Annotated in this window: 10 protein-coding genes; 3 read left to right on the forward strand and 7 right to left on the reverse strand. The window is 62.7% G+C overall.

Annotated features, from left to right (window positions below; all coding sequences use genetic code 11):
- The first annotated feature begins 53 nt into the window (after positions 1-53).
- Positions 54-551, forward strand: coding sequence for a PaaI family thioesterase (locus I5S59_RS10485; RefSeq protein ID WP_128325078.1), 498 nt, complete (start codon positions 54-56; stop codon positions 549-551).
- A gap of 25 nt (positions 552-576) precedes the next feature.
- Here I5S59_RS10485 and I5S59_RS10490 read toward each other — a convergent pair whose 3' ends face one another.
- The 3 genes from I5S59_RS10490 to I5S59_RS10500 all read right to left on the reverse strand — a co-directional run bounded on the left by I5S59_RS10490 (position 577) and on the right by I5S59_RS10500 (position 3,070).
- Positions 577-1,725 carry a M14 family metallopeptidase gene (locus I5S59_RS10490; RefSeq protein WP_197876532.1) on the reverse strand — a complete coding sequence of 383 codons (1,149 nt, stop codon included), beginning with the start codon at positions 1,723-1,725 and terminating at the stop codon, positions 577-579.
- Between the two features lie 48 nt (positions 1,726-1,773).
- Positions 1,774-2,286 carry a DUF4880 domain-containing protein gene (locus I5S59_RS10495; protein WP_197876533.1) on the reverse strand — a complete coding sequence of 171 codons (513 nt, stop codon included), beginning with the start codon at positions 2,284-2,286 and terminating at the stop codon, positions 1,774-1,776.
- Between the two features lie 454 nt (positions 2,287-2,740).
- Positions 2,741-3,070, reverse strand: coding sequence for a DUF6124 family protein (locus I5S59_RS10500; RefSeq protein ID WP_197876534.1), 330 nt, complete (start codon positions 3,068-3,070; stop codon positions 2,741-2,743).
- Positions 3,071-3,234: 164 nt separating this feature from the next.
- Here I5S59_RS10500 and I5S59_RS10505 point away from each other — a divergent pair, with 164 nt between their 5' ends.
- Positions 3,235-3,861, forward strand: coding sequence for an XRE family transcriptional regulator (locus I5S59_RS10505; RefSeq protein WP_232239682.1), 627 nt, complete (start codon positions 3,235-3,237; stop codon positions 3,859-3,861).
- A gap of 66 nt (positions 3,862-3,927) precedes the next feature.
- Here I5S59_RS10505 and I5S59_RS10510 read toward each other — a convergent pair whose 3' ends face one another.
- Genes I5S59_RS10510 through I5S59_RS10525 form a run of 4 tightly spaced genes read right to left on the reverse strand, consistent with a single transcriptional unit; the run spans position 3,928 to position 9,489 of the window.
- Positions 3,928-5,883: an acetyl/propionyl/methylcrotonyl-CoA carboxylase subunit alpha gene (locus I5S59_RS10510; protein ID WP_197876536.1), complete on the reverse strand. Its 1,956-nt coding sequence runs from the start codon at positions 5,881-5,883 to the stop codon at positions 3,928-3,930.
- Positions 5,880-6,698, reverse strand: a complete 819-nt coding sequence (locus I5S59_RS10515; protein WP_197876537.1) for a gamma-carboxygeranoyl-CoA hydratase — start codon at positions 6,696-6,698, stop codon at positions 5,880-5,882. Before I5S59_RS10515 ends, I5S59_RS10510 begins: the two co-directional genes overlap by 4 nt.
- A gap of 2 nt (positions 6,699-6,700) precedes the next feature.
- Positions 6,701-8,308, reverse strand: coding sequence for a carboxyl transferase domain-containing protein (locus I5S59_RS10520; protein WP_197876538.1), 1,608 nt, complete (start codon positions 8,306-8,308; stop codon positions 6,701-6,703).
- A 17-nt stretch (positions 8,309-8,325) separates the two neighbouring features.
- On the reverse strand, positions 8,326-9,489 hold the full coding sequence (locus I5S59_RS10525; protein ID WP_197876539.1) for an isovaleryl-CoA dehydrogenase: 1,164 nt from the start codon (positions 9,487-9,489) through the stop codon (positions 8,326-8,328).
- Positions 9,490-9,671: 182 nt separating this feature from the next.
- Between I5S59_RS10525 and I5S59_RS10530 the strand changes: the two genes are divergently transcribed.
- Positions 9,672-11,345, forward strand: a complete 1,674-nt coding sequence (locus tag I5S59_RS10530; RefSeq protein ID WP_197876540.1) for an AMP-binding protein — start codon at positions 9,672-9,674, stop codon at positions 11,343-11,345.
- Positions 11,346-11,396: the final 51 nt, after the last annotated feature.

The raw sequence follows: 11,396 nt of genomic DNA on the forward strand, positions 1-11,396 counted from the left end.
TGACGTTACTATCAGCCTGCGCTTTCCCTCTAAAACAGACAATCAGGAAGCTTATGAGTAACCACCTGCTATCCCTCCAGGAACTGGCCGCGCCCGAAGGCGTTTGCTATGGCTGCGGTTGTTCCCATCCCAGTGGCCTGCATGTGAAAAGTCATTGGGACGAAGACGGAGTTCATCTGGTTTGCCGGCACTCGCCGGACAGCACCTTTCTCGGCTGGCCGGGGCTGGTGTATGGCGGCCTGCTGGCGATGCTGGTCGATTGCCATTCCAACTGGACGGCCATGGCCTACCACTACCGCGCCGAAGGCCGCGAGCCTGGCAGCCTGCCGCGGCTGGACTGCGTGACCGGCCAATTGAACCTGACCTACCTCAAGCCAACCCCGATGGGTGTCGAGCTGCTGCTCAAGGCCCGGGTCGAAGGCGAAGTAGGGCGCAAGAGCCGGGTGATCTGCGAGGTGTGGGCGGGCGATGTCCTGACCGTGACTGCCGACTCGGTGTTCGTACGCGTCGACACCGAGAAGCTCAAGCACAAGGCCCACGGTCAGGCTTGATACAAACCAGGGAGGTCGATGCCGCTCAGCGCAAGGTATCGACCATCTGCTCCAGCACATCCAGCACCGCGTCAGCCAGTTTCTTCGAACGATGGCCATTCCAGCCTGTCTGCGCATTGGGGGCTTCGTCGTGGTCCTTGAACGGCATTTCCAGGGTCAGCGACAGGCACTCATAAGTCTGGCCGACGCTGTTGGCGCCCAGGGTCAGGTTGGCCTGGCCCGGTGCCGAGCGCGGATAGCCGTGCACCTGCTGGAAGTCGACCGTGCGTGCACACAGGTTGTCGCGGAAGGCTTTTTCCAGGCCGGCCAGGCGCTCGGTGTAACCCGGGTTGCCTTCGCAGCCGGCGGTGAACACATGGGGGATTTCTTCGTCGCCATGCACGTCGAGGAACATATCGACACCGTGCTGCTTCATCTGCGTCTGGGCAAAGAACACTTCCGGGCTCTTGTCGATGCTTGCGTTCTGCCAGGCGCGGTTGAGGTCCTGGCCGGCGAAGTTGGTGCGCAAGTGCCCGCGGAAGGCACCGTCCGGGTTCATGTTGGGGATCAGGAAGAGGTCGGCCCGCGTTAGCAGTGCCTGAAGGGTCGGATCGTTGCGCGCCAGGCGGTCAATCACGCCTTCCATGAACCACTCGGCCATGTGCTCACCCGGATGCTGCTGGGCGATGATCCAGATTTTGCGTTTGCCCGCGGCACCGTCGCCTGCGCGCAGCAAGGGGATGTCGCGGCCTTCGACACTGCGGCCGGTGGCGATCAGTTCGACAGCGGGCAGGGCGCGCGCGCGTTCGATCAACTGGTTGTGGCGGGCGCGGGAGTAAGGTTCGAAATAGGCGAACCAGGCCTGGGGTTGCGTGGCGTCGAGGGTAAAGCTCAGGGCGTTGCCTTCAAAGCGGGTGGGCACGCGAAACCAGTTTTGCTGGTCGTAGGACGCTACCGCCTGATAACCCTGCCAGGCCTGGTTATAGGAAGACTGGCCGGCGTTTTCCAGCACAAAGCCGTGCTGCTGGCCCGGGGTCAGGCCGCTGGCCTTGAAGTGGAACCACTGGAAGTGATCGCTGTGGGTGTCCGGGCGAATGGCCAGGCGTGTCTGGCGCGGGTCGCTGGTGTCGTTGATCAGGATATTGCCGGAATCAAAATCGCAATCGATGTGCAAAGGGGGCAGCGTCACAGTCATCACCAGGCACCTGTAGAGTTGTTGTGTTGCCCACTCTACACGCCTGGCTCACGACCAGAAACCGATCGCTGCCAATGCGGCCAGGGCCAGGCCGATGGCCATCGAGCAACCACCCACTGACAAGGCGGCACGAGGCTGACGGTACCAGGCATCAACGCCCAGCTGGCGGGCCGGGCCCAGCAGGGTGCGCCAGCGCAGTTCGGTGGCATGGAAGGCGTCGCGATGCGCCGGGGCAGCATCGAGCCAGCGGCGAAAGTCGATACGCTCACTGGCGGTGACCTGCGGGCTCTGCAAGCGCACGTACCACTGGCCAGCCTTGCTTGCCAGCGCATCGGCGTTCGGGCATACGCTCTGCAGGGCCTGGTTCATGTGGCGCTCCACGGTCAATGCCGGAAGGTCCAGGCGTTTGGCGATGGCGGCGAAACTCAGTTGGTCGAGGCGACTCAGAAGAAACACTTGCTGAACACGACGCGGCAGCTTTTTAAGCTGCAGCAGCAGGCTGTCGTCCGTCATGTCGTGAGAATGAGGGTGGTGCTCAAGGGGCAGCAACAGACGGGTCATGTACAAGCTCCTTGCTGGGTGGGGGGAAGAGGGGGCGTCTTCCTTGACGCGACAACAGCTTAGTTGTAACGAGATTGATTCTCAAGTGCTAATTCTGCAAAGCATTGTTACATGCTTCACCGTGCGACATTCCTTTGCTATCATCGCGGCCATTCAAGCAGCACCCGCCTTCATTAGCCTGAAGAGCCAAAAAAAAGACCCGGCAAAAAGCCGGGTCAAAAACCGTGATTAGCCTGATGAGGAGATAATCTGAGAGTCCGACCTAAGGCCTTTCAGTTTATCCAACCAGTCTCGCGACCAGTTGTGAGCAATAATAATCGTTATCATTTGCAAGTCAAATGAATTTTCCCTCATTCAGTAAAAAACTTTTACCGAATGGGCCTTCCTCCCGCAATGACCCGCTCTAGCGCCGCCATTGCCGCGACTTTCCACGTTTTGCTTCCCTTCTGTCTGTTCAGGATCGCTGCTGCGCCGGCAGGTGGTCGAGCACCGTTTTGGCCATGTTGATCATGTGCACCACCGTGAGCGCCAGGTCGCGCTGCATGCCTTGCAAGCCGTTGGCGGACTCATAGGCCGTGGCTGCGGCACAGCGCAGCAGTTGTGCAGCGTGCTCAGTGGCCTGGAGCTCGCTGATGTCATCACGCGGCACCAGCCAGCACGCGTTGACAGGGTCGCCCGCGGGCGTGGGGTTCAAGTAGAAGTCCAGCGCACGGCGGGCGGCGTCGCTGTTGCTGAGTGACTCGTTATCCAGTGCAAGATCCTTTTCAGGATATGTCTGCTTCATGTGGCTACCTGCCTTGAAAGTAAGCAATCAAACGTCGCAGCCATTAATAATACGTTTTGTAGTTTATGTGGAGGTTTAAATACTACAATTTGTGTATTGAGTGCCAAAGGGCAGTCCGTATCGTGCCAACGATGGATAAGTGGACTGATGCAGTTAAAGAAAGGATGCGTGAAATCGACTTCACGCAGGAAAAACTCGCCGAACGAATGGGTGTTACCCAAGGCGCTGTGGGGCACTGGTTACGTGCTGAGCGTGAGCCCAAGCTGCACATGATCAATCAGATTCTGGTTGAGGTCGGGTTGGGCCCGCTGCAGATAGGGGCCGCGGTGCAGATGCGAGAGAACAGCGCTGTGTACGGCGACACCGTGCACCCCACGGCTATGACCGGCGCCGACGGTCACACCCACGAACTGTACTATTGCTATCCGATAGTGAGCTGGGCGCTTATCGACGAGCTCCCGGTGGCCTCGACCTGGCCACGCCAGTCGAGCGACTATGCAACGCAGGCGCGTGGTTTCTGGTTGCGTGTCGAAGGCGATGCGATGACCGCGCCGGTGGGCTTGAGTGTGCCCGAGGGCATGTTGATCCTGATCGACACCGGCCTTGCGGCCGAGCCTGAAAAGTTGCTGATCGTGCGCGAGGCGCCGGACGCTGTGGCGATTTTCCGGCAGTTGATCGAGGAGGGTGGCCAGCGCTACCTGAAGCCCTTGAACCCGACCTACCCGAAGACACTGTTTACCGAGCATACGCTGGTGCTGGGTGTGGTGGTTCAGGCGTTGATGAAGTTCTGACAACGCCGGCAGCCAACGACGACCGCTACACCCACACGGTCGTCGTTCGCTTCAGGCAATGCGCCGTCAGGCTTCTTCCAGCTCCACCAGCACCGTACCTTCACTGACCATCTCGCCTTCCTGGCAGAACAGCGCCTTGACCGTACCGGCCTGGGCTGCGCGGATGCTGTGTTCCATCTTCATGGCTTCGAGCACCACCAGTTGCGCACCGGCTTCAACCGCCTGACCGACTTCGACCAACACCCGCACAATGCTGCCGTTCATGGGCGCGCTGAGGCCGCCCTGGTGGCTGTGGCTGGCATCGGCTTCGGCGATCGGGTCGAAGCGGGTGATGGCGTGCAGCTCGCCGTCCCAGTGCAGGTACAGCGTGTCGTTCCGGCGGATCGCCAGGTGACGGCGGCGCAGGCCGTCATGTTCGACGGTCAGGTGCTCGCCCTGCAGCGTCAGCGACGGCGCGCTGGCGTGACTGAGGTTGACCGCCTGGTCCTGGCCATCGGCACGCAGGTGCAGGCTTATCTGCGCTGGCAGGCCGGCACGCAGGCCGCTGCTGGATGCCCAGGGCGAGTTGCGGTCGTCCGCGCGCTGCAGCAGCGGCTGGCTCTGGATATAGGCTTCGCCCGCCGCTTGCCAGAACAGTGCCGGCAACGGTTGCGCTGCCGGTAGCAGTTGCTCCTGGTAGCGCGGGATGAATCCGGTATCCAGTTCGGCATCGGCAAAAGCCGGGTGTGCCAGGATGCGGCGCAGGAAGGCAATGTTGGTCTTCAGGCCGCCGATGGCAAATTCATCAAGCATCGCCAGCAGACGCAGGCGCGCCTGTTCGCGGGTCTGGCCCCAGGCGATCAGTTTGCCCAGCATCGGGTCGTAGAACGGCGAGATGCTGTCACCTTCACAGACACCGCTGTCGACGCGTCGCCCTTCACCCGCCGCCGACTCGCGGTACAGCGCCAGGCGGCCGGTGGCCGGAAGAAAATCACTGGCCGGGTCTTCGGCGTACAGGCGCACTTCAATGGCGTGACCGTTGAGCGGTACCTGTGCCTGGGTGATCGGCAGCGGTTCGCCGCAGGCTACGCGGATTTGCCAGGCCACCAGGTCGAGGCCGGTAATGGCCTCGGTGACCGGGTGCTCGACCTGCAGGCGGGTGTTCATCTCCATGAAGAAGAATTCGCCACGGGCATCGAGCAAGAACTCGACCGTGCCGGCACCGACGTAGCCAATGGCCTGGGCTGCCTTGACTGCGGCTTCGCCCATGGCCTGGCGCTGCGCGGCGCTGAGGCCAGGCGCGGGCGCTTCTTCAACGACTTTCTGGTGGCGGCGCTGGATCGAGCAGTCGCGTTCGTTGAGGTACAGGCAGTTGCCGTGCTGGTCGGCGAATACCTGGATTTCCACGTGGCGCGGCTTGAGAACGTACTTCTCCACGAGCATGCGCGAATCGCCAAACGAAGACTGGGCTTCGCGCTGCGCCGAGGCCAGGGCTTCGGCCAGCTGGCTTTCGCTCTCGACCACTTTCATGCCCTTGCCGCCACCGCCCGCGGTGGCCTTGAGCAGTACCGGGTAGCCGATTTTTTCAGCGGCAGCGCGGAAGGTCTCCAGGTCCTGGGCGGCGCCGTGATAGCCCGGCACCAGCGGCACGCCGGCTTCTTCCATCAGCGCTTTGGCGGCCGATTTGCTGCCCATGGCATCGATGGCGCTGGCCGGTGGCCCGAGGAAGATCAGCCCGGCTGCTTCGATGGCGCGGGCGAAGCCGGCATTCTCGGAGAGAAAGCCGTAGCCGGGGTGAATGGCCTGGGCACCACTGGCCTTGGCCGCGGCCAGCAGCTTGTCGATGTCCAGGTAGCTCTCGGCGGCCTTGGCACCGCCGAGGTCGACGCGGATGTCGGCTTCGCGGCTGTGGCGGGCATCGCGGTCGATGGCGCTGTGTACCGCCACCGTGGTCAGGCCCAGGGCTTTGGCGGTGCGCATGACCCGGCAGGCGATCTCGCCGCGGTTGGCAACCAGCAGGGTGGTCAACGGGGTGCGGCTCATGGGCGCGGCTCCTTGTTCGACGGTGCGGGCTGCCAGTTCGGGGAACGTTTCTCCAGGAAGGCGCGCAGGCCTTCCTGCCCCTCGGGGCTGACGCGGATGCGGGCAATGGCGTTTTCGCAGTAGCGGCGCAGCGCCGGGGTCAGTTCACCGTGGCCGACTTCACGCATCAGGTCCTTGCTGGCGCGCATGGCCTGGGGGCTGTTCTGCAGCAGGTTGTCGATCCACTGCTCGACGTGTTGTTCAAGTTCCGCGGCCGGGTAGGCTTCGGCGAGCAAGCCCAGTTCACGGGCACGCTCACCGCTGAAGCGCTCGGCGGTCAGGGCATAGCGGCGCGCGGCACGCTCGCCCATGGCCTGGACCACGAACGGGCTGATGACTGCCGGTGCCAGGCCGATACGCACCTCCGACAGGCACAGCTGCGCCTCCTGGGTGCCGATGGCCATGTCACAGCAACTGATCAGGCCCAGCGCACCGCCAAAGGCAGCACCTTGCACCACGGCCAGGCTCGGTACCTTGAGCTTGGCCAGGTTGTACATCAGCTCGGCCAGTTCGCGGGCATCGTCGAGGTTGCTGTTGTAATCCAGCGCCGCCGATTGCTGCATCCAGGCCAGGTCGGCGCCGGCGCTGAAGTGGCGGCCACGGCCGCGCAGCAGGACAAAGCGCAAGCTGTTGTCGGCAGCGATCTGGTCGATGGCCAGGATCAGCTCGCGGATCATCTGCGCGTTGAAGGCGTTGTTCTTGTCTTCGCGGCTCAGCCACAGGGTGGCGAAACCACGGGGGTCCTTGATCAGTTCAAGGGTAGTGAAGTCGCTCATGGTCACATCCGGAAAATGCCGAAACGGCTCTGTTCAATCGGTGCGTTGAGGGCGGCAGACAACGCCAGGCCGAGAACGTCGCGGGTTTGCGCCGGGTCAATGACGCCGTCGTCCCACAAGCGGGCGCTGGAGTAGTAGGGGTGGCCCTGGTGCTCGTACTGGTCGAGGATCGGCTGCTTGAGCCGGGCTTCGTCCTCGGCACTGAACGGATGGCCGCTACGTTCGCTTTGTTCGCGCTTGACCTGGGCCAGCACGCCTGCCGCCTGTTCGGCGCCCATTACGCCGATTCGCGCGTTCGGCCACATCCACAGGAAGCGTGGGTCGTAGGCGCGGCCGCACATGCCGTAGTTGCCGGCACCGAAGCTGCCGCCGATGATCACGGTGAACTTCGGCACCTGAGCACAGGCCACCGCCGTCACCAGCTTGGCGCCGTGCTTGGCGATACCGCCGGCCTCGTATTTCTGGCCGACCATGAAGCCTGTGATGTTTTGCAGGAACAGCAGCGGGATACCGCGCTGGCAGGCCAGTTCGATGAAGTGCGCGCCTTTTTGCGCGGCTTCGGCGAAGAGGATGCCGTTGTTGGCCAGGATCGCAATCGGGTAACCGTGCAGGTGGGCAAAACCACACACCAGGGTGGTACCGAACAGCGCCTTGAATTCGTCGAACACCGAGCCGTCGACCAGCCGCGCGATCACTTCACGGACATCGAAGGGCTGCTTGGCGTCGGCCGGAACGATGCCATACAGCTCCTCGGCGTCGTACAGCGGTGCAATCGGGGTTTTCTGCGCCAGTGTGCCGAGCTTGTGCCAGTTGAGGTTGGCCACGCAGCGACGGGCGATGGCCAGGGCGTGCTCGTCGTTCTCGGCATAGTGGTCGGCGACGCCGCTGGTTTTGCAGTGCACATCGGCACCGCCGAGGTCTTCGGCGCTGACCACTTCACCGGTGGCGGCTTTGACCAGGGGCGGACCGGCGAGGAAGATCGTCGCCTGCTGGCGCACCATGATCGCCTCGTCGGCCATGGCCGGCACGTAGGCACCGCCGGCAGTGCACGAGCCCATGACCACGGCAATCTGCGGAATGCCCAGTGCGCTCATGTTGGCCTGGTTGAAGAAGATGCGACCGAAGTGTTCGCGGTCCGGGAACACCTCATCCTGACGCGGCAGGTTGGCGCCGCCGGAATCCACCAGGTACAGGCACGGCAGGCGGTTTTGCAGGGCAATGGCCTGGGCGCGCAGGTGCTTCTTCACGGTCAGCGGGTAGTAGGAACCGCCTTTTACCGTGGCGTCGTTGGCGACGATCATGCATTCGACGCCTTCGACACGACCGATACCGGCGATGACACCGGCAGCCGGTACGTCTTCACCATAAACAGCATGGGCGGCCAGCTGACCGATCTCAAGGAAAGGCGAACCGGGGTCGAGCAGGCGGTCGATACGATCGCGCGGCAGCAATTTGCCGCGCGAGGTATGCCGTTCCTGGGCCTTGTGGCCGCCGCCTTGCTGGACCTGGGCGAGCAAGGTACGCAGGGCCTGGACCTGTTCGAGCATGGCCGCGCTGTTGCCGGCGAACTCGGCCGAGCGCGGGTTGATCTGGGTATGCAGGGTTGCCATGGGCGTTGTCCTTGTGCTCAGCGGGTTTCGTTGAACAGTTCGCGCCCGATCAGCATCCGGCGGATTTCGCTGGTGCCGGCACCGATTTCATAGAGCTTGGCGTCGCGCAGCAAGCGGCCGGCCGGGAACTCGTTGATGTAGCCGTTGCCGCCGAGGATCTGGATGGCCTCAAGCGCCATCTGGGTCGCGCGTTCGGCGGTATACAGGATCACCCCGGCAGCGTCTTTGCGCGTGGTTTCGGCGCGGTCACAGGCCTGGGCCACGGCGTACAGGTAGGCGCGGCTGGCGTTGAGCTGGGTGTACATGTCGGCAATTTTGCCCTGGATCAGCTGGAACTCGCCGATGCTCTGGCCGAACTGCTTGCGGTCGTGGATATAAGGAACCACCAGGTCCATGCACGCCTGCATGATCCCGGTCGGGCCGCCGGACAGCACCACGCGTTCATAGTCCAGACCGCTCATCAGCACTTTTACACCGCCATTGAGCACACCGAGGATGTTTTCCTTCGGCACTTCGACGTTGTCGAAGAACAGCTCGCAGGTGTTGGAGCCGCGCATGCCCAGTTTGTCGAACTTGTTGCTGCGGCTGAAGCCTTTCCAGTCACGTTCGACGATGAATGCGGTGATGCCGTGCGGGCCTTTTTCCAGGTCGGTCTTGGCGTAGATCACGTAGGTGTTGGCGTCGGGACCGTTGGTGATCCAGGTTTTGCTGCCATTGAGGACGAAGTGGTCGCCGCGCTCTTCGGCGCGCAGCTTCATCGACACCACGTCGGAGCCGGCGTTGGGCTCGCTCATGGCCAGGGCGCCGATGTGCTCGCCGCTGATCAGCTTGGGCAGGTACTTGGCTTTCTGTTCGGCGTTGCCGTTGCGGTTGATCTGGTTGACGCAAAGGTTGGAGTGCGCGCCGTAGGAGAGGGCGACCGAAGCCGAGCCGCGGCTGATTTCTTCCATGGCCACCACGTGCGCCAGGTAGCCCAGGCCGGCACCGCCGTATTCTTCGCTGACGGTGATGCCCAGCAGGCCCATGTCACCGAATTTGCGCCACATGTCGGCGGGGAACAGGTTGTCCTGGTCGATCTGCGCGGCGCGGGGTGCCAGCTCGGTAGCGACGAAGGACTGCACCTGGTCGCGGAGCATATCGATGGTCTCGCCCAGGGCGAAGTTCAGGGTTGGATAATGCATGCGGGCACCTTCTACGTTTTGTTCTTGGAGTTGGGTCGGTATTGCTTCATCACCTTTACGTTAACGTAAACCTGTGTTGGGTGACTGTCAATCGCACCATGACCTTTACGTTAACGTAAATATGAGCCAGAGTAGGAACCGCTTGAATCAGCTCCCAGAACAAACACAAACAAGGGACCGCCATGAATCAACCGAGTTATACCCAGGGGCGTCAGGACAAGCCTTTGCTGGCCACCACCATCGGCCAGGCCTTTGACCACACAGTTGCGCGGTTCGCCCAGCGCGACGCCCTGGTGGTGCGTCATCAGCAGCAGCGTTACACCTGGCAGCAACTGGCCGAGAGTGTCGATCATCACGCCCGGGCGCTGATGGCCCTGGGGCTCAAGACCGGCGACCGCATGGGCATCTGGGCACCGAACTGCGCGCAGTGGGCCATCGCCCAGTTCGCCTCGGCCAAGATCGGCGTGATCCTGGTCAACATCAACCCGGCCTACCGCACCAGTGAACTTGAGTATGTACTCAAGCAGTCCGGTTGCCACTGGCTGGTGTGCGCCGGCAACTTCAAGACCTCCGACTACCACGCCATGCTCGGCGAACTGCTGCCCGAACTCGGTGAACAGGTACCTGGCCAGCTCAACTGCGAGCGCCTGCCGGAACTGCGCGGGCTGATCAGCCTGGACAGCGCGCCACCGCCAGGCTTTCTGCCCTGGGATACGCTGGGGCAGCGGGCGGGGCAAACCGAGGCGGGCGACTACCTGGCCCGCCAGCAAAGCCTGCAGTTCGACCAGCCGATCAACATCCAGTACACCTCCGGCACTACCGGCTTTCCCAAGGGTGCCACGCTCAGCCACTACAACATCCTCAACAACGGCTACATGGTCGGCCAGAGCCTGGGCCTGACCGAGCAGGATCGGATGGTGATCCCGGTGCCGTTGTACCACTGCTTCGGCATGGTCATGGGTAACCTGGGGTGCATGGTCCACGGCAGTGCAATGATTTACCCCAACGATGCCTTCGACCCGTTGCTGACCCTGGACACGGTTGCGCAGGAGCGGGCCACGGTGCTCTACGGAGTGCCGACCATGTTCATCGCCATGCTCGACCAGCCTCAACGCAGCGACTTTGACCTGTCCAGCCTGCGCACCGGCATCATGGCCGGGGCGACCTGCCCGATCGACGTGATGCGCCGGGTGATCGAGCACATGCACATGAGCGAAGTGCAGATTGCCTACGGCATGACCGAAACCAGCCCGGTGTCGCTGCAGACCGGCCCCGACGATGAACTGGAACTGCGGGTGACCACGGTCGGCCGTACCCAGCCACAGCTGGAGACGAAGATCATCGACGAACACGGCTGCGTCGTGCCGCGCGGCCAGCTGGGTGAACTGTGCACCCGTGGTTACAGCGTGATGCTCGGCTACTGGGGTAACCCGGAGGCCACCCGTGAAGCCATCGACCCGGCCGGCTGGATGCACAGCGGCGACCTGGCGACCATGGATGAAGCGGGCTATGTGTGCATCACCGGGCGCAACAAGGACATGATCATCCGCGGTGGCGAGAATATCTATCCGCGGGAGCTGGAGGAGTTCTTCTTTACCCACCCGGCGGTGGCCGACGTGCAGGTGATCGGCATTCCGTGCAGCCGCTATGGCGAGGAAATCGTCGCCTGGATCAAGTTCCACCCCGGTCACAGCGCCAGTGAGATCGAGCTGCAACAGTGGTGCAAGAACCGCATTGCCCACTTCAAGACCCCGCGTCACTTCCGCTTTGTCGATGAATTCCCGATGACGGTGACCGGCAAGGTGCAGAAGTTCAAGATGCGCGAGATCAGCATCGAGGAACTCGCCGCGCGTTAGGTCGCGGTCGTTCTTCGCCGGCAAGCCTGGCTCCTACGGTAGGAGCCAGGC

The sequence above is a fragment of the Pseudomonas alkylphenolica genome, from assembly GCF_016009175.1.
GTDB classification, from domain to species: domain Bacteria; phylum Pseudomonadota; class Gammaproteobacteria; order Pseudomonadales; family Pseudomonadaceae; genus Aquipseudomonas; species Aquipseudomonas alkylphenolica_B.